This is a genomic window from Sphingobacterium arenae (assembly GCF_014692505.1).
Lineage (GTDB): Bacteria > Bacteroidota > Bacteroidia > Sphingobacteriales > Sphingobacteriaceae > Sphingobacterium > Sphingobacterium arenae.
Genome location: NZ_JACNYK010000001.1, coordinates 920,645 through 942,084 on the forward strand (window position 1 = coordinate 920,645; position 21,440 = coordinate 942,084).

General features: G+C 44.6%; 12 protein-coding genes. All 12 read left to right on the forward strand.

Annotated features, from left to right (window positions below):
• Nucleotides 1-78 precede the first annotated feature (78 nt).
• The 12 genes from H8B17_RS03575 (at nt 79) to H8B17_RS03630 (ending at nt 21,437) form a co-directional block, all read left to right on the forward strand.
• On the forward strand, nt 79-3,201 hold the full coding sequence (locus H8B17_RS03575; RefSeq protein WP_190307776.1) for a SusC/RagA family TonB-linked outer membrane protein: 3,123 nt from the start codon (nt 79-81) through the stop codon (nt 3,199-3,201).
• 39 nt (nt 3,202-3,240) lie between these two features.
• Nucleotides 3,241-4,797: a RagB/SusD family nutrient uptake outer membrane protein gene (locus tag H8B17_RS03580; RefSeq protein WP_190307777.1), complete on the forward strand. Its 1,557-nt coding sequence runs from the start codon at nt 3,241-3,243 to the stop codon at nt 4,795-4,797.
• Nucleotides 4,798-4,839: 42 nt separating this feature from the next.
• Nucleotides 4,840-6,012, forward strand: a complete 1,173-nt coding sequence (locus H8B17_RS03585) for an ABC transporter substrate-binding protein (protein ID WP_190307778.1) — start codon at nt 4,840-4,842, stop codon at nt 6,010-6,012.
• Complete coding sequence (locus tag H8B17_RS03590; protein ID WP_190307779.1) at nt 6,005-7,156, forward strand: CaiB/BaiF CoA transferase family protein; 1,152 nt, start codon at nt 6,005-6,007, stop codon at nt 7,154-7,156. The genes H8B17_RS03585 and H8B17_RS03590 overlap by 8 nt, the downstream gene beginning before the upstream one ends.
• Before the next feature lies 1 nt (nt 7,157).
• Nucleotides 7,158-8,300 (forward strand): CaiB/BaiF CoA transferase family protein, encoded by a 1,143-nt coding sequence (locus H8B17_RS03595; protein WP_190307780.1) that lies wholly within the window; start codon nt 7,158-7,160, stop codon nt 8,298-8,300.
• Complete coding sequence (locus H8B17_RS03600) at nt 8,293-9,516, forward strand: extracellular solute-binding protein (RefSeq protein WP_190307781.1); 1,224 nt, start codon at nt 8,293-8,295, stop codon at nt 9,514-9,516. Before H8B17_RS03595 ends, H8B17_RS03600 begins: the two co-directional genes overlap by 8 nt.
• Nucleotides 9,513-10,595 carry a Gfo/Idh/MocA family protein gene (locus tag H8B17_RS03605; protein ID WP_223816340.1) on the forward strand — a complete coding sequence of 361 codons (1,083 nt, stop codon included), beginning with the start codon at nt 9,513-9,515 and terminating at the stop codon, nt 10,593-10,595. The genes H8B17_RS03600 and H8B17_RS03605 overlap by 4 nt, the downstream gene beginning before the upstream one ends.
• Before the next feature lie 45 nt (nt 10,596-10,640).
• On the forward strand, nt 10,641-11,102 hold the full coding sequence (locus tag H8B17_RS03610) for a MaoC/PaaZ C-terminal domain-containing protein (RefSeq protein ID WP_190307782.1): 462 nt from the start codon (nt 10,641-10,643) through the stop codon (nt 11,100-11,102).
• Nucleotides 11,103-11,105: 3 nt separating this feature from the next.
• Entirely contained in the window at nt 11,106-12,398 is a 1,293-nt protein-coding gene (fucP, locus tag H8B17_RS03615; protein ID WP_190307783.1) for an L-fucose:H+ symporter permease, read from the forward strand.
• A 189-nt stretch (nt 12,399-12,587) separates the two neighbouring features.
• A complete protein-coding gene (locus H8B17_RS03620; RefSeq protein WP_190307784.1) occupies nt 12,588-14,747 on the forward strand; it encodes an alpha-L-rhamnosidase-related protein in 2,160 nt (719 codons plus the stop codon).
• Entirely contained in the window at nt 14,725-18,042 is a 3,318-nt protein-coding gene (locus H8B17_RS03625) for a glycoside hydrolase family 2 TIM barrel-domain containing protein (protein ID WP_190307785.1), read from the forward strand. Before H8B17_RS03620 ends, H8B17_RS03625 begins: the two co-directional genes overlap by 23 nt.
• Nucleotides 18,043-18,044: 2 nt before the next feature.
• On the forward strand, nt 18,045-21,437 hold the full coding sequence (locus H8B17_RS03630; protein WP_190307786.1) for a glycosyl hydrolase: 3,393 nt from the start codon (nt 18,045-18,047) through the stop codon (nt 21,435-21,437).
• The last annotated feature ends 3 nt before the right edge of the window (nt 21,438-21,440 follow it).

Genomic DNA, 21,440 nt, shown 5'->3' on the forward strand with positions numbered 1-21,440 from the left:
TGAATGATATAGACCATGTTTTTCAGTGCGTATTAGCATGGGGAAGAAAGATGGGGAGAAATTATAAACAATTTAATTATGGTAATATCAACAAAAAGATGGGTTTTTTATGCGGTGTGCGCCGCAGCGTGGTGCTTTGCCAGTCCTGTAGCGAGAGCAGTGGGAACGCCCATAGCACAGACACAAGATGTTATTCATCTAAGTGGACAGGTGCTGTCATCGGAAGGCGGGCCGGTAGCGGGGGCGACCATTCATTATGGCGGGGCGGAGGCATCCGCTGATCAAAATGGACGGTTTACAATGCAATTAGCGACCGCAGGCAATGTCGTTTTTTCGGCGATCGGACACACGTCCAAAACACTACGGGTTACGCAAGATACGGTGTTGACCGTCGTATTGGATACGGACGAATCCCAGCTCGAGGAAATCGTCGTCGTCGGATATGGTGTACAACGCCGGTCGAATGTTTCGGGCGCACTGGCTACAGTTGATGGAAAAACACTGAATGAACGTCCTGTCCCAAACGCAGCCAATATGTTGCAAGGTAGGATTCCGGGATTGCAGGTAACCCAACCATCCGGAGAACCGGGGCGGGATAATCCCAATTTATTGATTCGGGGAAAAGGTACTTTTGGCAACAATACCGGCCCGTTGGTTCTAATTGACGGAGTAACTGGTTCATTGGATGCAATTTCTCCTGGAGACATCGAGAATGTGACGGTTTTGAAAGACGCATCTTCAGCAGCGATATATGGATCCAGAGCGGCGAATGGCGTAATCTTAGTGACCACGAAAGGTGGAAAAAAAGGGGCGACGACAGTTAATTATCGTGTGAATGTTGGTCGGCATACACCAACAGCTTTACCCGATTTTATTACCAATTCCGCAGAGTATATGGACATGTATAATGCAGCGGCAAAACGATCGGGCATTGCGTTTGAGTTTAAGCCGGAACAGATCGACGCTTACCGCAATGCGACAGATCGAGAACAATATCCAAATTTTGATGCGGTAGATTATTACATCAATCCGGCGACCGTGCACAATCATAATTTATCCATAAGCGGCGGTGATGAAAAAAGCACCTTTAATTTATCGCTTGGCTATCTTGATCAAAAAGCCATGATCAAAGGCTATGATTTTAAACGCTATAATGCATTGCTGAACTATACGAATGAGCTTTCAGACTACGTGAAAGTGGGGACGATCGTGAATGCCACATATCGAGACAGACAGGAACCTCCTTTCACCGGCGAAAATATGGCATTGGCAATTTATGCGTCAGGGCCTTTGTACGGTCCGTTTCTACCTGATGGAAGTGGAAGAGTGGTTTCTAAAGCTTATGAAGGGGAAGGCAGAAACCGTAATCCACAGGAGTATTACGCGATGGGGAATCAATATACGAAGGATTATAGGGTGAATGCGCAGGCGTTTATTGACATTACGCCGTTCAAGGATTTGACCTGGACCACGAAATTTGCCTTGAATTATGAGGATCAGTATTATAAAATGCACCAAGTTCCTTATGATGCCTTTTTGTTGCAAGAACGCGACCCGGCAACTGGAGACTACAAGCGCTCCACATTCGGTCCCGATATTGTGGGCGTGACCGATCAATATGCGAAGACATTGACCCCGACGATTTACTCTGTTTTAAATTATAATACACAGTTTGGTAGTGATCATAATTTCTCGGCCTTGGCTGGATACGAGCAGGTATCTTATCGTACACAAAGTCTGCGTGGACGTAGAACGTCCAGTGTTTATCCTGAGTTGCAGGATCTAACCGGATATTTGCCTTCAGGAGAGACGTTGTATTTTAACCACCCACGGCTGCCTGGAGTGATTGCACCGACCGAATGGGCTTTACAATCTGTTTTTGGACGTGTGGGTTATAATTACAAAGAGAAATATTTTATAGAATCGAATATCCGTTATGACGGAACCTCTAAAGTGTCTCCTGAATATCGTTGGGGAGTATTCCCTTCTTTCTCAGGGGCGTGGATGGCATCTAAAGAGGACTTTTTTCAAGAAGCATTGCCTTGGATCTCGCAATTGAAGTTGCGCACTTCTTATGGCATTCTTGGCAATCAGGATATTGGCGCTTATGCTTACCACAATAATCTCGATCTTCGTGATATTTATTATTCGTTTGATAACGAGCAATTAAGTTCGGGTGCCGTGCTGAATAAGTTTAGTGACCAAAGCTTACGTTGGGAATCAACCAGTATATTTAACGTAGGTTTTGATTTGGCGTTGAAAAATCGCTTGCTCGAAGTGAACTTTGATTGGTTTAACAAAACGTCGTATGACATCTTGGCAGCACAACCGGTTCCGGCAAGTTTAGGTCTAAAAGAGCCAACAACCAATGATGGAAAATTACGCAATAAAGGTATAGAACTTGCCTTGTCGCACCACAATCGTATTGGTAGCGTGACGTACAGTGTAAACGGGATGATTTCTACGGCGCGCAATGAATTGTTACATATTCGGGTGCCAGAATATAAGACCCGTATAAAAGAAGTTGGACAAGCCTATGATGCACACTACCTGTATGTGTGGGACGGAATCTTTCAGGAAGAAGACGTTTTGCCGGGATCGACTGTTCCAACACATGAATTAAATCCGAACCCACAAGCAGGTGATCTGAAAATGAAAGATGTTAACGGCGACGGCGTCGTCAATGCGGACGACCGTGTCGTGACAAAGGGCGCTTATCCAAACTATATGTATTCGTTCGGCGTGAATGTGGGTTATAAGAATTTCAATTTAAGTGCCTTTTTTCAAGGTGTGGACGGATTGAAAAACCGAGTGGAAAACTGGGGGATGGATCCGTTTATGCAAGGCACACCGCCGACGACAGAGTGGAGAAATGCCTGGACGCCAGAAAATCGAAGTAACGAACTGCCAGGTGTATATGTTGCCGGTTATCAAGGTGTTGCTAACTATAAAGGCTCGACGTACTATTTACGCGACGCTTCATACCTGCGGTTAAAGAACATTATGCTTTCCTATGATGTACCAACAAACTGGATAGAGTCCGCAAAGCTAAAAGGCGCACAGGTATATATATCGGCGGATAATCTTTTTACGATTACCGATTACAAAGGATCCGATCCGGAACGTGCATCGACATCTGGAAATTATGCGCAATATCCGCAGGCGAGAATTTTTAATATTGGAGCTAGCATTAGATTTTAAGCGCTACAAAGCGTAAATTTTATTTAAAGAAATTGTACCATGAAAGGTTTTAAAATATTAACATGTGCAGCGGCTGCCTCGCTTATATTATTAGGCGGAAGTTGCAATAAGGATTTTCTAGATAGAAATCCGGAGAACAGTGTGTCGGGCGAAATTTTTTGGAAGAGTCAGGCCGATGTGGAAACAGCGTTGGCAGGGGTCTATTACCGGCTGCAGGAGAATTTTATGGGCTACGAACGGGTCTACTTTGACGCGCTGACAGATAATGCATTTCCGGATCCGGGAAATAACACACAACCGAATTTAGGTGCGATGACGATTGGAGCTATTTCACCTGGTTTGGGTGGTGTCCTAGAGCATTTATATGAAACACCTTACAAACTAATATCCAGTGCAAATTATTTTTTAGACAATGTGGATAAAGCGGAAATAGATGAACAAACCGTTAACGTCTATAAAGCAGAAATCCGTTTCCTACGTGCACTGGCGTATTTTGATCTCGTGCAATCGTTTGGTGGGGTCGTGATCTATCGTAATTTTTTGTCGAAAGTTGAGGATGCTCGTATTCCACAATCTTCCGAGGAGGAAGTTTATGCCTTTATCCATGAGGATTTGGACTTTGCAATAGAACATCTGTCAGCAACAGCCTATACTGGCCATGCCGTGAAAGGTAGTGCGCAGGGAATCAAAGCACGCGTCTACATGACGCAGCAAAATTGGTCTGCCGCCCGCACCCTATTAGCGGAAATTATCAGTGATAATACGTTTGCGTTAGCCGATAATTATGAAGATCTTTTTACGACTACAGGTCAGGCAAAAGCCTCTGTGAATCGCGAAATTATTTTTGCAACGCAATATCTGGCACCCAATAGTGTACACCGTCTTACCCCAGGAGCAGGAGGGCTAGATATCGAGTTGGGCTGGTATGCGTTGATGCAGCCCTACAAAAATCTGGTAGACGACTATGAGATGCGGGATGGTAAGCGTCCAGCCGAATCCGACCTGTACGAAGCAGATAAGCCTTATGAAAATAGGGACCCCAGACTTTATGCCACGGTAAGGCTTCCGGGCGATGTCTGGACTAACCCCGTGACCGGAGAAGTTTGGGATGCGACGTATAATACCTATACAGGCTTTCACACAAAGAAATGGGTGGATTTGAGACGTTTACCTATTACTACCGCTACAGCGGCACAATCAGATCAGGATTATATCCATCTTCGTTATGCCGATATATTGTTGATGTATGCAGAAGCTGTTAACGAATTAGATGGGCCGGTCGATTTGGTATACAATCAGCTTAATTTAGTTCGCGGAAGAACGAGCGTAGACTTGCCCGATGTAGATCGATCAATATACGATACAAAAGATAAGCTTCGGGAGTATATCCGCCACGAACGGCGTATAGAATTTGCTTTGGAGGGACATCGGTATAATGACTTAAAGCGTTGGAGAATTGCGCATACGCTGTTGCCGACAGTGAAGACGCCATCGGGTGTTTCATACGTGTTTAAGGAGCACAATTACCGTCTACCGTTTAGTATCACAGAATTAGATAATAATCCGCAACTAGAACAAAATGAGGGGTATAGGTGATATCCCGTTGTAATACGAGAAAAAAAACAATAATTTTAATACATGAAGAAAGAGAAAATCCAACTGAAAGGGATTACATGGGGGCATACAAGGGGATTTGTGCCGATGGTTGCAACAGCGCAACGTTATGAAGAGTTACACCCGGAAATCGAAATCGTTTGGACGAAGCGTACATTGCAGGAGTTTGCAGACAAGTCGGTTACGGATTTAGCGAAGGAATATGATTTGTTGGTCATTGACCATCCATGGACGGGGCATGCAGCGGCGCAAAAAATGGTCATTCCTTTTGATGATTTTCTGCCGGAAGTGTTTTTGGCAGATCAGCAAGAAAACAGTGTGGGCCAATCGTATGCCAGCTACAACTTTGAAGGAAAGCAGTGGGCATTACCTATTGATGCGGCAACGCCTGTGGCAGCGAGCCGTCCAGATCTTTTAAAAGAACTTGGTGCGGAACTTCCCCGTACCTTTGAAGATCTTCTAGCCTTAGCCAAAAAAGGACGTGTTGGATTTTCTCTCTTGCCAATTGATGTATTAATGAGTTTCTATATGTTCTGTTGTTCATCGGGGGAAGCCCCATGTCAGAACGATGAGGAGGTTGTAAGTGAAGAAACAGGCGTTTTCGTTCTGAAACTTTTCAAGTCACTAGCAGATCATATCGATACGCGTTTTTATGAAAAAAATCCCTTTAAGGTATTTGAAGATATGACGCAACAAGATGAAATTGCGTATTGTCCGTTTGCTTACGGGTATTCTAATTATTCGAAGGTTGGCTATGCCCGGAAGCTCCTACATTTCCATGATTTGGTAGCTTTGAAAGCAGGTGATGAACCAATGAAGAGTACATTGGGAGGCGCAGGCTTAGCTGTTTCTTCCCAGGGTAAACATATTGATGTTGCGGTGGATTATGCCCGTTTTGTGGCATCGCCGGAAATACAGGAAACCTTATATGTGGAAAATGGTGGACAGCCGGGGCATTTAAAAGCCTGGGAAAATGTACAAGTCAACGCAGCCACAGCTGATTATTTTAAGAATACGTTGCCGACATTGCAGCGAGCATATCTCCGTCCACGATACGACGGGCATCTACATTTTCAGGACCACGCTGGTGATGTTGTCGTGAATTATTTGAAAAATGGCGGAGATGAACATGCTGTGTTGCGTGAACTAAATAATATGTATCGGAACTCATTAACATGGGAAAGTAAGAATGGATAACAAACCTTTAGACGGCCTATTGGTACTAGAGTTCTCCCAATTTATGGCAGGACCTACTGCTGGACTGCGATTAGCGGATCTGGGGGCTCGTGTGGTGAAAATTGAACGTCCCGTTAAGGGGGAAGGAGGACGCCAAATTGCGATTAAAAACATCTTTGTCGACGATAGTAGCTTAGTCTTTCACACGATAAATCGGAATAAGGAGTCCTATGCCGCGGATTTAAAAAACGAAAAGGATCTAGCGGATATCAAAGCCTTGATACAAAAAGCGGATGTCATTACCCATAATTTTCGTCCGGGTGTAATGGAAAAAATCGGCTTGGATTACGAAAGTGTCAAAGCGCTAAATCCAAAGATTATATACGCCACCGTGACCGGCTATGGAAACGAAGGCCCTTGGGCGAAAAAGCCCGGACAGGATCTGCTAGTGCAGTCCATGTCTGGACTTTCTTGGTTATCCGGAAGTGAAGGGGATGGGCCGGTACCTTTCGGCTTGGCCGTAATCGATATGTATTGTGCTACCCATCTTACCCAAGGTATATTAGCTGCTCTATTAAAACGCTCCCGTACCGAGGAAGGTGTGTTGGTAGAAGTTAGTTTGCTTGAATCGGCATTGGATATGCAGTTTGAAGTGTTAACGACTTATTTTAATGATGGAAGAAAGCTGCCGAAACGATCTGCGGTTCGTGGGGGAGGCCATGCGTATTTAAGCGCACCATACGGATTGTACCAAACAGCGAATGGCTATCTGGCGCTCGCTATGGGTGATTTGCAGAAGATAGCCGTTGTTATTGGACTGTCGGAAGAGCGCTATCAGGATCAGTCGATGTGGTTCTCTCAGCGAGATACCATCATGCGAGAACTGGGGCAGGCACTCCGCGAAAAAACAACCCAGGAATGGGTAACCTTATTGGAGAAAGCGGGCATCTGGTGTGGATCGGTGCATGATTACCATACCTTTTTGCAGGAAGAGAGCTTCGTACAAACAGGGATGTTGCAAGAAATCGCGCTGCACGACGGAACCGCACTGCGGACAACCCGGAGTGTGTATGGCATCGACGGGCATTATTTGTATTCGAACAAGCCTGCTCCGAAAGTAGGGGATGATAATGAAAAGATTGTGGAAGATTATTTAATACGTTGATATGTTACCCTTAGCAGGTTTTACAGTAATAGATTTTAGTCAATTTCTATCCGGTCCATTAACGAGCCTTCGTTTGGCCGATTTGGGTGCTCGGGTTATTAAAATAGAAAAGCCGGGCACGGGCGATATATGTCGACAATTATATACCTCCGAGATCGTATTAAATGGGACATCTACCGTTTTTCATGCAATTAACCGGAATAAGGAAAGTATCATACTGGATATAAAAAGTGAGGCGGATTGTCGCGTTATCCGGGACTTGATTGCTCAAGCGGATGTAGTGATGCATAATTTTCGACCGGGTGTCATGGAACGTTTAGGTTTTGATTATGCGCGCGTTCGGGAAATCAACCCGACGGTTATTTATGGAGAGATTTCCGGATACGGAAAAGAAGGCACATGGGCGGCTAAGCCTGGGCAAGATTTATTGTTACAATCACTCACGGGCATGACCTGGCTCAGTGGCGACGCCACAAATGGGCCTGTTCCCATGGGCTTATCTATTGTAGATATGTTTGCCGGAGGCAACTTGTGTAGCGCTATTTTGGCTTGTTTATACCGTCGGGCGATACAAAAAGTCGGTGCACACGTACACGTTAGTATGCTCGATTCAGCGGTAGACATACAGTTTGAAACCGTTACGACCTATTTTCGGGACGGTCAATTACTGCCGCAACGGAGTGAAGTGAGTAATGCACACGCCTATTTGGCCGCTCCATATGGGGTATATCGTACAGCAGACGGCTTTCTAGCCTTGGCGATGGGATCTATCCCGCAATTGAGACAATTATTGGATTGTCGGGAATTGGAAAACTTTACCGATGGCGAACAAGCATTTAAAGAGCGGGATGCTATTAAAAAGATTTTGATGCAGCATTTAATAACCAAGTCTACCGCTCATTGGCTTGGTATTTTGGAAGCTGCAGATATATGGTGTGCGGATGTGTTGGATTGGCATCGATTGACGGAACATGATGGTTTTAAAATATTAGATATGGTGCAACAGGTAACGATGGGCGATGGATTTACGTATGAAACAACCCGCTGTCCGATCCGAATAGATGGAGAGCTATTGATCTCTTCAAAAGGTTCTCCGAAATTAGGGGAGCATACCACTAAAATATTGGAGGAATTATATGGATAAGTTACGTTTTGCGGTTCGGAAGTTCGACCCTTTCGAAAGAACCCTGGAAAAATGTTGGTCCGCCTATCAAAATTTGTACCCTTCGGACGTACAAATGGAATTCGTACCCTTGGATCTAGAACAGCTAACAGATGCTTTCTTCGAACGGAAAGGTCTTTGTAATGGTGATTGGGACATCGTACATATCAATACGGATTGGGTAACACGAGCATTTGAAACAGACGGGTTGTTCGCGTTGGATGACTTTGTTCAAACAGCTCCCCCAGAAGATTACCCGAATATTTGGTCGAATAGCTTAACGGGTTTACAAAATTTTAACGGAAATCTATATGGGCTTCCTTTTCACGACGGACCGGAGTGCCTTGTGCTTAGGAAAGACTTATTTGAAAATAAAGAAGAGCAGCGGCGTTTTCAAGAACGCTATGGCAAAGCACTGGAGGTTCCCAAAACTTGGGATGATTTTTTAAAGGTAGCCGATTTCTTTACCAGACCGGAAGACAATCTCTACGGGACGGTCTTCGCAGGATATCCGGATGGACATAATGCCGTGTTTGACTTTTGTATACAGCTCTGGTCTCGCGGTGCGGAGCTTTCTGTTGGTGATAAACCTATTCAGCTGGATCAACCGGTAGCGGTAGCATCTTTGGATTTCTATAGAGCCTTATTTCAAAAACAAACTTGTCTGCATCCGCAATCGGCAACCTATGAATCTGTCCAAGCAGGTCAAGCCTTTGCACGTGGAGAGGTCGCGATGATGGTCAATTGGTTTGGCTTTGCATCATGGGCACAAATAGATGATGCGTCTGCCGTGAAAGGAAAGGTAGACGTGGCACCTATTCCGGCGGTTAAAACAGCCGTGTCCCCGTCGCTAAATGTCTATTGGCTGTATGCTATCCCGGCAGGTAGCCGGCATAAAGAACTCGCTTACGATTTTATCCGCTTTGCCGTGAGCAAAGCGAACGATAAACTTTTGACATTGGAGGGAGGCGTTGGTTGTCGTTATTCAACCTGGCATGATGTGGATATAAATGAAACTATTCCTTTTTATAACAAACTCGCGGAATTGCACGAGACTGCACGTACGTTGCCGAGATTGGCAAACTGGCCACAGATTGCACATATTATCGACGAGACGGTTACGGGCGCAATTCAAACGGATCGAAGTAGCCATGGGCTATTAATGGAGGCACAGGAGAAAATAAATAAATGGATATGATACCTATTGATTATAAAGCGATTTTGCCAAAGCAACCCTTGCCCATTGTTATTATTGGCGCAGGTGGTATTGTAAAAGATGCCCATCTGCCGGCTTATCGTAAGGCCGGTTTTGAGGTGCATGGCATGGTGAACCGGACAAAAGCGAAGGCAGAAGCTTTGGCGCAGGAGTTTGGTATTCCGCATGTCTACGATTCGGTCGCCGATGCGGTAGCACAAGCGCCGGAAAATGCGGTGTACGACATTACGATTATGCCCAATAAATTTATCGAAACCTTGGAGGCCTTGCCTGATGGAGCAGCCGTTTTGATTCAAAAACCCATGGGCGATTATTACCCCGAAAGCGAAGCTATTTTGGAGGTTTGCCAACGGAAAGGTTTAGTGGCGGCGATCAATTGCCAACTTCGTCAAGCGCCATTCGTTAACGCGGCACGTTGGCTCATTGAACAGGGGTATATCGGTGAGGTTTATGATATGGAGGTACGTGTAAACTTACATACACCTTGGCAACTTTTTCCACACGTGATGGTACATCCACGTTTGGAAATTCTCTATCACAGTGTACATTATATTGATTTGATCCGCTCGTTTTTGGGGAATCCACACTCGGTATATGCGAAGACGTTGAGGCACCCCGCAAAAGATCTATCGTCGAGCCGAACGACACTTTTATTTGATTATGGCGATACATTACACGCCGTTGTCAATACCAATCACGATCATGATTTCGGGCCAAAACACCAAGAAAGCTACATCAAATGGGAAGGGACAAAAGGTGCCATAAAAACCACCATGGGCGTATTAATGGACTATCCGCATGGTGTCCCCGATGTATTTGAATATTGCATTAAACCAACGGACGGAAGTGCACCACAATGGGTGGAATATCCGGTCGAAGGCACCTGGTTTCCCGATGCATTCATTGGGAGCATGGGCAGTTTAATGCGGTATAAACTTGGTGAAATAGCCGTGCTGCCCGCAGCTGTAGAGGATGTTATCCATACCATGGCAGTGGTGGAAGCCGCCTATAAGAGCAGTGCACAAGGTGGTCAACCTATCGATTACAATCAACAAGGATAAAGGAATCTCTAATTACTCATAATTTATCACGCACAATTTTAAGACATGCATTTCGAATCTATTTTTTTTGAAGATTATATATTAAACGATAAGCGGACGACCCTAGGTCGTACGATTACAGAAACCGATTTCGTCGTACACGCGGGTCACACGGGTGATTTCTTTCCGCACCATATGGATGCGGAATGGTGTAAGACACAACCGTTCGGACAGCGAATTGCCCACGGTACGATGATATTTGCGATTGGCATTGGACTCACTGCGTCGATCATCAATCCCGAAGCATTTTCCAAAGGCTATGACCGCTTGCGGTTTGTGAAACCTGTATTTATTGGTGACACGATACATGCGGAAGTGACGATTTCCGAAAAGTCTGACGCGAAAAAGCCTGAATTTGGAACTGTCGTGGAACATGTAAAAATGATAAATCAGCATGGGGAGGTGGTTTTGGTAGCAGATCATATTTTGCTTGCTAAACGTAAGGAGATAACAACTCAATCTATTTAACGCATGGAAATTGGCACAAAAGACAATATCACATTAACCAATGGAGGAGCTAAAGGTTATCTTTTCCCATTTATTCTAATTGTCAGTTTATTTTTTTTGTGGGGGATGGCGCACAATTTAAATGGCGTTTTGATTCCACATTTGAAAAAGGCCTGTCAGTTGGACAATAGTCAATCGGCACTAGTCGATACGTCAGTCTTTCTGGCGTATTTCATCATGGCGCTTCCTGCAGGTTATTTACTCCGACGTTGGGGATATAAGTTATCGATTATCATGGGATTGATCGCCTTTTCGATAGGTGCCTTCTTATTTATTCCTGCTGCAGACTATCGCATGTATGAACTGTTTCTGCTGGCGCTGTTTATTATCGGTTGTGGTTTAGCGATGTTGGAAACGGCTGCGAATCCCTATGCGGCTATTTTGGGGAAACCAGAAGCAGCAACACATCGGCTTAACCTTGCTGCATCGTTCAATGGGTTGGCAGCAATGGTCGCACCGATTGTCGGAACGATGTTTATTTTATCTGGTAAAAGCTATACGGAACCGGAGCTGAATGCGATGGCCGAGGTAGATCGATTATCGTACCTTATGGGGGAAGCTGCATCTGTCAAAACACCTTATTTGGTACTAGGTCTCGTGCTATTGCTCGTGGCCGTTGTGTTTATGTTTGTTAAGTTGCCAGAAATAAAGGAAGAAGGACCGGATACCGACGAAAACTCGAAAACAGGTCTTTTCTCCGTCCTGCGACATAAACATTTGGCGTTTGCTGTCATTGCACAGTTTTTCTACATTGGTGCGCAGGTTTGTGTAACGAGTTTTTTTATTCGAATGGCACAGCAAGGTGCGGGCGTCGATGAGAAAACAGCGGGTTATTATCTAGGCGTATATGGATTGCTTTTTATGGTAGGACGATTTGTTGGAACGTTCTTGCTACGCTATACGACAGCTAACCGTTTATTAGCATTATATGCAGTCGTTTGCACCGTATTGGCAGCGATTGCCGTGCTTGGTTCGGGCATGGTCGTATTGTATGCACTAGGCGGTTTAGGTTTTTTTATGTCGATTATGTTTCCGACGATATTCTCCTTAGGAATTACCGGCTTGGGTAAAGAGACCAAGCAAGCTTCTTCCTGGTTGATCATGGCGATTGTCGGCGGTGCGATCTTTCCCTATATAACGGGCGGGATCATTGATATGGCCGGCGATAATACGCAGATGGGATATGTAGTGCCTTTTGTATGCTATCTCGTTATTCTGTGGTTTGCACAGAAAGGATATAAACCCGTCCATCTGTAATGGGTGTGGCAACATAATATAATAGCTGGAGAAAATATCATAAGGTCTTGGTTTACTTTTGCGGTATGTTTGTAATTGGTGCAAAATACGCCAAAAGACAAAGGTATTTTTATAAGAAATAGCAATATATAATATTATTCCTTATACAATATTAGCATAAACACGTTTTCAACCATTATGAAAAATAGGATGAAGAAATTACTTCTAGTTGTAGGTTGTTTAGTTGCAACAGCTACATCATTTGCGCAACAGACGAGTACCTGGATTTGGTATCCGGGAGATTTTGAAGTTTGGTTAAGTAATGATATGCAAAATCGCCGAACGGAAAGGGGAACTTTCTTTCCTCCCTTTTGGAAAATGGATAGCCATTATGTTCTGGTGGAGTTTAACAAAGCCTTCGATTTGCCGGAACCAGATGAGATAACTATCCATACGGAAGGCCAGTATAATGTAAAGGTAAATGGCAAAATGTTGCCTGGTATGCCTTCCAAAGTAAAACTTGGAAAAGGAAAACAACAGATTAATATTAAAGTATATAACCAGGCGCACGTGCCTGCGTTGTATGTCACAGGTAAATTCGTCCAGACGAATAAAGATTGGTTGGTCACTTTTGAAGATAAGGAATGGATCGATGAAACGGGTAAAGCTTCTGATCAATCGGGAACGACTTATGTCAAAGCTGGTTATTGGAACATGGACAATCCGAATGAAAAACCTTCCCAATTCAGACTACCTACCCGTCCAGAAAGATCTGTAAGTAAAGCCGCTCATAACAAGGGTTTCTTAGTAGACTTTGGGAAGAATACGTTCGGTTTTCTCACGTTGCATAAATTACAGGGAGAAGGAGACCTAGCGATTTACTACGGCGAGTCTAAAGAAGAAGCCTTGGCAACAGAAACCTGTGAGACTTTGGATTTGCTCGACGTGTCAACATCTTCTGCCCGAGACAGTACGTTGGAACTTTCGAAGGCGTTTCGTTATGTCTACATCGAGCCAAAGGGTAATGTACAATTCGATGAAGTCTCTATGCAATATGAGTATTTGCCTGTAGAAGATCGGGGGATGTTCCGAAGTTCGGATGAAGAATTAAATAATATATGGGAAGTTGCCAAATACACCATGGAGCTGACTTCCAGAGAATTTTATATCGACGGGATTAAACGTGACCGTTGGATATGGAGTGGCGATGCCTACCAATCGTACGCCATGAACTATTACCTCGGTTTCGATTCGGAAACGGTAAAACGGACTATTCTGGCCTTACGGGGTAAAGAACCTACCATCACACATATCAATACCATTATGGACTATACGTTCTACTGGTTTTTGAGTATATACGATTACTATCGGTATACCGGGGATAAAGAATTTATCGAATCCATCTATCCCCGCATGCAAACGTTGATGGAATTTTGCTTGGACAGACGTAACAAGGATGGTTTGATGGAAGGGTTGTCCGGAGATTGGGTGTTTATTGATTGGGCAGAAGGACTGAGTAAAAAAGGCGAAGTTAGTTTTGAGCAATTACTCCTGTGCCGCAGTCTGGAAACCATGGCGTTGTGTGCCGATTTGCTGCAAATCCCCGAAGACCAAGATTTTTATGCGAAAGAAGCTAAAAATCTAAAAGATAAGTTTTTTGACTTTTACTGGAACGATCAGAAAACGGCATTTGTGCATAGTCGCATTGACGGTCAACAAAGTGATGAAGTGACACGCTACACGAATATGTTTGCTATCTTTTTTGATTACCTATCTGCCGATCAACAGCAAGGTGTGAAGAAAAATGTATTGCTAAACGATAACGTCAAGAAGATTATGACACCCTATATGCGTTATTATGAACTGGAAGCACTTTGTGCCCTGGGAGAAAAGGACTATGTGATGAATGAGATAAAAAGCTATTGGGGAGGTATGTTAAAGCTCGGTGCAACAACCTTTTGGGAAGAATATAATCCTGAAAAAGAAGGCGCTGAACACTACACGATGTATGGTCGGGAATTTGGTAAAAGTCTTTGTCATTCCTGGGGCGCCAGTCCGATTTATTTACTTGGTAAATACTATTTAGGCGTAGAGCCTACATCGGCAGGTTACGAAACCTATACGGTCGATCCTTATTTGGCTTCTCAGGAATGGATGGAAGGAAAGATTCCAACACCGGGTGGCGAAATTGAGCTTTTTGTGTCTAAAAAGAAGATCAAGGTAAAATCGCCTATCGGAAAAGGAAAGCTAAAGATTAGCAGCCAATCTTTGCCACGTACAAATCATGGAAAGATTACCAAAGTGTCTGAGAATACCTATACGCTAGAATTGGAAAACGGAATCGACTATGAAGTGGAATATACGGGATAAGAAATATACAGACGTGAAAAAATCAACGGTTATCTTTGGTCTATTATTCGGGTTGTCGTCTTTATCGGTGCAAGGGCAGACAGTAGATGGAAAGCCTGCAGTTATTCCGCAGATTCCTGATGGAAAGATTGCTACAGCATGGGAAGATCCTACGATAACAGCCATCAATCGGGAACCGGCCCGTGCCACGGCCTATTCCTATGCTTCAGTGGAGGAAGCGTTGAAAAACGACCGTGAAGCAAACAAACGTCTTTTATTCCTAAATGGCGAATGGAACTTCAAATTCGCGAGCAAGCCTTCGGATGCACCGAAGGATTTTCATCTTTCGGAAGTAAGTGGTTGGGATAAGATTTCGGTGCCGTCAAATTGGGAAATGCAGGGATATGACATCCCGATTTACCGTTCGGCGGTATATCCGTTTCTACCGATTGATCCACCACATATACCCACCGATTACAATGCGGTTGGTTCCTATCAGCGGATCTTTGATTTGCCGACAGACTGGGATGGTATGAACGTCACGCTACACTTTGGTGCGGTTTCTTCCGCTTATCATCTATGGATAAACGATCGATATGTTGGTTATGCCGAGGATTCCCATCTGCCATCAGAGTTTAATGCTACGCCCTATTTACAAGCTGGGAAGAACCGCATCTCCGTACAGGTTATTCGTTGGAGCGATGCATCTTATTTAGAGGATCAAGACCACTGGCGTATGAGCGGTATACATCGCGATGTATTCTTAATGGCGGAACCTACTGTGCGGATTGCAGACTTTCATTGGCAGGCGACATTAGATTCGGCATATCAAGATGTCAAGTTTTCTTTGCGGCCTAAGATTGATAACTTTTCGGGAGATAGCATAAACGGATTTACCGTGAAAGCGCAGTTATACGACGATGATCTTAACCCTATTTTACCGAAAGCGCTGGCACGTAGCGCAGGGGAGATTTTTGACGAGATATATCCTCGTTTGGACAATGTAAAATTTGGTCTGCTCGAAACACATATTTCCAACCCGAAGAAATGGTCGGCTGAAAACCCTAACCTGTATCGGTTGGTGGTTACGCTTTATGATCAGCAAGGGCGATTGCTGGAGGCTAAGACTACTCAGGTAGGTTTCCGAAGCATCGAAATTTCCAAAGAAACGGGTGCCTTTTTGATCAACGGAAAGCCGACGAAGCTCTACGGTGTCAACCGACATGACCATCATCCCGAACGTGGTAAAGCGTTAACGCGGGAAGATATGGAAGCCGATATCCGGCAGATCAAACAGTTTAATTTTAATGCGATACGGACCTCGCATTATCCGAACGACCCTTATATATATGAGCTTTGTGACCGTTATGGCATCATGGTTATGGACGAGGCGAACCTCGAAACCCATGGGCTGGGCGGAAAGCTGATGAATGATCCGTCTTGGTTGGCCGCACATATGGAGCGGATCATCCGTATGGTAGAACGTGATAAAAACCACCCATCGGTGGTTATCTGGTCACTGGGTAATGAATCGGGTAGAGGCCCTACGACTGCGGCCATGGCGGCATGGGTGCATGATTTTGATATCACGCGTCCTGTACATTACGAACCGGCCATGGGAAGCCATCAGCTGCCGGGCTATATCGATCCTTCCGATCCGAGGTATCCCAAATCCAATGCGCATGCGTATCGCTTACAAAACATACGCGATCAATATTATGTCGATATGGTATCGCGCTTCTATCCCGGTATTTTTACACCACAGTTATTGCTGGAGCAGGATAACGGGGATAACCGCCCGATTCTTTTTGTAGAGTATTCCCATTCGATGGGAAATTCTACCGGCAACATGAAAGATTTCTGGGATATTTTCCGTTCGCACTCACGTTTAATTGGTGGTTTTATCTGGGATTATAAAGACCAGGCATTGGTGCGGCAGGATTCGATATACGGTAAAGTCTTGGCGTATGGAGGTGACTTTGGCGAAAAAATCCATAATGGCGCGTTCAGTTTGAACGGTATTGTGGATGCCTGGAACCGACCAAAGGCTGCGATGTATGATAATAAAAGGATTTATCAGCCGGCCGAAATTACGTTAGTAGATTCGAAAGCAGTCCGTATGAAGATAAAGAACAGAGCCGTAGAGCAGAATCTCGATCATTACCAACCGATCATGATGATCAAAGAGAACGGGAAGGTGGTGAGAGAAGTAGCGTTGCCGAGCATCGATTTGGCTGCTGGTGATTCGACCGAGATCGATTTGCTTTCCTATATAGCCGTTAAGCCTAAAAAGGGAAAAGAATATCAACTCGATATACAGTTTCGCTTGAAATCGGCAACACAATGGGCGCCGAAAGGCTTTGTCGTATCCGCATCGCAGGTGCGCTGGCAGGAAATGGAAAGCTTATGGAAACCATTAAAGGCTGCCGGAAAATCGTTGAAGGTTGTAGAAAATGATAGGGAATATCGCGTTGCAGGGGCAGGATTCGAGACGGTTTTTGATAAATCGACCGGGGCTTTACAGCAGTTTGTATATCAAGGACAGGAAGTTGTCAAGGGTGCTGTATTACCAAACTTTGTACGGCCGGCAACGGAAAATGATCGTAGAGGATGGAAGCCAGATAGAAAATTGAAATACTGGTACGGCGATGCAAAACTGACAGAAACAAAAATGTCAGAAGAAGCGGACGGCGTACATGTCCTGTCAGGTTATACGCTGCGCGGAGATTCTGCTCGAATCCTTGTTCGTTATGTCGTGAAGCCACAAGGAATAGTATCTGTCAATTATGATTTGCAGGTGAAGGATGGATTGCCCAATATTCCAAAAGTAGGTTTGCAGATGGGGATTAACCCAAGTTTCGATCAGATACAGTATTATGGGCTCGGAGCCATGGAAAATTACCCGGATAGAGCCTATGGGTTTGATTTAGGCGTCTATGCCATGGATATTGACACGTTTATGGAACCGTATTTGGTACCACAGGAAAATGGTAACCGTATGGATGTGCGCTGGTTCCTTCTTCAGAATAAAAAGAAAGCAGGCCTTCTGGTTGTCGGTGACCAGCCTCTTTATATGAGTGCATGGCCGTTTTCTCAAAAAGCAATAGAAGAAAGTAAACATTGGTTTAAACTCGAAAAAGAGGATAAAATAACATTGAATGTTGATTTGTTACAAATGGGTATTGGCGGGAATGACAGTTGGACAGATGTTTCGGCACCGTTAGAAAAATACCAGGTACCTGCGAAAAATTATAGTTATTCGTTTCATCTGGTCCCGATGGACGCTAAATCGACCGTAGAGCAGTATATACAGTAAACATGACATTAAGATATTACATCAGTATTGGGATATTGTGGTGCTGCTTGGTGGGGCAGGCACAGATAAAAGGTATTCCGACGCACATCGTGCCACTTGCGGCAGATTCTTATGAAAAAGCAAAGCCTTGGGTGGTGTGGTATTTTATGCATGCCAGCTATTCGAAAGAAGGCATTACCGCTGATTTGAAAGCAATGGCCGAAAATAATATTGCAGGGGCGTATTTTACACCCATCAAGGCAAAAACAGATCCACCGTTGTTTGAGCCCACCGCGGAAACTTTGACACCCGAATGGTGGGAGATGTTTCGCCATTTGGTAGCAGAAGCTAAAAAATACGGCATACAGATCGCGATGTTTCCCAATGACGGTTTTGCTACGGCAGGTGGTCCTTGGATTACACCGGAAACATCCATGCAGAAAGTGGTTTATGCGGATACGACTATAACCCTCGAGCGCAGCGGCAAAGTCAACATTCGTTTGCCACAACCGGAAAAGCTATATAACTATTACGAGGATATTCAGCTTTTTGCAATACCCGTTGCCCAAAAATATCGACGTAGCGATGAAGAGCCTCCGAAGGTAACCAGCAGCTACGACGAAGATTTACAGCGATTAGCGCAGAAGGGTAATGAACAGCGTTTTACCACATCTCAACCGGGATGGATACAATATGCTTTTGAGCAGCCTTTTCCAAGCAATGCCCTGAAGGTGGAGCGCCGGGCGAATAATTATGGAGCGAATAGGTTGAAGATATTGGTGAGTAATGACGGTGTCAACTTTGATGAGTTAACGCAATTATCATCTCCCCGAACAGGTTGGCTTGATTGGGATAATGGGGTGACACATACCATACCGTATACGACCGCTAAATACTATCGATTTGTATTCGACCCTGCGAATTTTGAACCGGGTGCGGAAGATTTAGATGCGGCAAAATGGAAACCATCCATCAATATTTTAGGGATCACCTTGTACGAAGAACCGCGCGTTCATCAGTTTGAAGGGAAGATTGGTGAAATCTGGCGAGTTTCGTTGCCAACCGATAAAGAAGACGTTAATTCTGCTTATATTATCGACAGTAAAAAAACGATTGCGCTAAATCCGACAGTTGTCCGAGGAGAGGAGTTGACGACCGAGCTGCCAGCGGGTGCCTGGAAGATCTTGCGGATCGGGCATACGACCACCGGACATAAAAATGAAACGGCAGGAGCGGGGAAAGGTTTAGAATGTGACAAATTAAATGCCGAAACAGTTGCTTTCCAATTCGAGCAATGGTTTGGAAAAGCATACGAAATGGTGGGCCGGGAACTGGCAAAAGATGTTCTTACTGTCTATCATATCGATTCTTGGGAATCGGGTAGCCAAAATTGGACAAAGCAGATGCCGCAGGAGTTTAGCACAAGGAGAGGATATGATCTTACGACCTATCTCCCTGTATTAGCCGGATATATTGTTAATAGTGTCGAAGAATCCGAAGCTTTCCTGCACGACTTCCGCGAGACGATCGCTGATCTGTTGCAGGAGAAGGGTTATCAAACGCTCCGCCAGAAGTCGGATGAATATGGAGTGGAATTTACGGCGGAGATGACGGCTCCCGTCATGTTGAGCGACGGTATGGAACATTTCGGCTGGACAGACAGGCCGATGGGTGAGTTTTGGTTCAGGAGTCCGTCGCATGATAAACCTAATGATATCTTAGACGCGATCTCCGGCGGACACATCTATGGAAAGAATAACATTATGGCAGAGGCGTTTACGCAGATCCGCATGGAATGGGATGAGCATCCGCGCTTGTTAAAATCGCTTCAAGATCGAAACTTTGCATTAGGTATCAATAGTTTAGTTTATCATGTTTATGTGCATAATCCTTGGATGGATCGTAAACCGGGAATGACATTAGACGGTATAGGACTTTATTTTCAGCGCGATCAGACTTGGTGGAAGCCCGGAAAAGCGTGGGTCGACTACGCCATACGTGCACAGCAATTATTGCAGGTAGGTAAACCGCAACGGGATATCGCCGTATTTATAGGGGAAGAAATGCCCCGAAGATCACTGCTGCCAGACCGGTTGACAACAACGCTGCCGGGGATTATTGGGCAGTTCCGGGTGAAACGGACAGACTCCTTGATGCTTAACGAAGGCTGGCCTACACAGAAGATCGCCAGTGTGACCACCAGTGCGAATATGTATAATCCGGCAGATTGGGTGGATCCGTTACGGGGATATGCCTACGATTCGTTTAACCCGGATGTTTTACTGAACCAAGCGAAAGTGGTGGATGGCAACGTTATATTTGCCGATCATATTGCCTATCGTTTGCTGGTGGTACCTGGGCAACATCTTTTGAATCCTACACCAAACCATTTCTCACTGCCCGTACTACAGAAGTTTGCGGATTTAGCGGAACAGGGAGCAAGCCTGTTGTTTAAGGAAAAACCTATGCATATACATGGTATTGCTGCTAAACAAGATTCTATCGCTTTTCAAGAGATAGTCGATAAACTCTTTAATGATATGCAGATGACGGATGGTTTACACTATAAATCCGTCGGAAAAGGTAAGGTTTATCTGGGTGTATATCATGCGGATAGTTTTGGTCCGTTGGGCATAAAAGAGGATGTGATCATTGATAACAAAAATAATGCATCCATTTCTTGGAACCACCGACATTTTGAAGGAGGAGATAGCTATTTCATAGCCAATCAAGATAGTCTACAGCGGGAAGCTTCTTTATCGTTTAGAGCAACTGCATCATATATTTATTTGTATGATGTTCTACAGGATAGATTATTGCCCGTTTCTTCGGTACAAAAAGATAATCGTACCGAGCTAAATATAGCATTTGAGCCGTTCCAGTCATTTTTTGTATTATTTAGCGAAAGCCAGCTAAATCTTCCAGATTGGGAGGTCGCGAAAGTAGAGACATTAAAAGGCGAATGGGATTTACAGCTGGCGGGTGTGAAACACGAACCCATAAAGCAACAACAGCCAGATTTCTGGACGACATCGGCAGTGGATGATGTGCGTTATCATTCCGGGATGGGCAGCTACTCCTTAACCTTCGATCAGCCTAAGAAAATCGGTAAACAACGCGTAACCTTGAAACTAGAAAGAGTGGAAAGCCTTGCAGAGATCGTGTTGAACGGGAAAGAGGTCGGTGTTATATGGACAAACCCGTTGGAGATTGATGTAACGGACTATTTGACACGTGGGAAAAATAAACTGGAGGTGCGCGTATATAATACTTGGGGTAACCGTTTTGGCTATGAAAGCCGTCATGAACCGGCAGAAAGACTTATTCAAACGATAGCAACACCGAAATATTTGAAAGACTTGCAGGAATCTGGATTGCAGGGAGATATCCAATTGATATGGTATCATAAAAAATGAACA

Excerpts from the sequence above, each read along its gene's own strand:
- H8B17_RS03585 (WP_190307778.1), top strand. The coding sequence starts at position 4,840 with ATGAAGAAAGAGAAAATCCAACTGAAAGGGATTACATGGGGGCATACA.
- H8B17_RS03620 (WP_190307784.1), top strand. The coding sequence starts at position 12,588 with ATGAAGAAATTACTTCTAGTTGTAGGTTGTTTAGTTGCAACAGCTACA.
- H8B17_RS03595 (WP_190307780.1), top strand. The coding sequence starts at position 7,158 with ATGTTACCCTTAGCAGGTTTTACAGTAATAGATTTTAGTCAATTTCTA.
- H8B17_RS03625 (WP_190307785.1), top strand. The coding sequence starts at position 14,725 with ATGAAGTGGAATATACGGGATAAGAAATATACAGACGTGAAAAAATCA.
- H8B17_RS03610 (WP_190307782.1), top strand. The coding sequence starts at position 10,641 with ATGCATTTCGAATCTATTTTTTTTGAAGATTATATATTAAACGATAAG.
- fucP (WP_190307783.1), top strand. The coding sequence starts at position 11,106 with ATGGAAATTGGCACAAAAGACAATATCACATTAACCAATGGAGGAGCT.
- H8B17_RS03590 (WP_190307779.1), top strand. The coding sequence starts at position 6,005 with ATGGATAACAAACCTTTAGACGGCCTATTGGTACTAGAGTTCTCCCAA.
- H8B17_RS03580 (WP_190307777.1), top strand. The coding sequence starts at position 3,241 with ATGAAAGGTTTTAAAATATTAACATGTGCAGCGGCTGCCTCGCTTATA.
- H8B17_RS03605 (WP_223816340.1), top strand. The coding sequence starts at position 9,513 with ATGATACCTATTGATTATAAAGCGATTTTGCCAAAGCAACCCTTGCCC.
- H8B17_RS03600 (WP_190307781.1), top strand. The coding sequence starts at position 8,293 with ATGGATAAGTTACGTTTTGCGGTTCGGAAGTTCGACCCTTTCGAAAGA.
- H8B17_RS03575 (WP_190307776.1), top strand. The coding sequence starts at position 79 with ATGGTAATATCAACAAAAAGATGGGTTTTTTATGCGGTGTGCGCCGCA.
- H8B17_RS03630 (WP_190307786.1), top strand. The coding sequence starts at position 18,045 with ATGACATTAAGATATTACATCAGTATTGGGATATTGTGGTGCTGCTTG.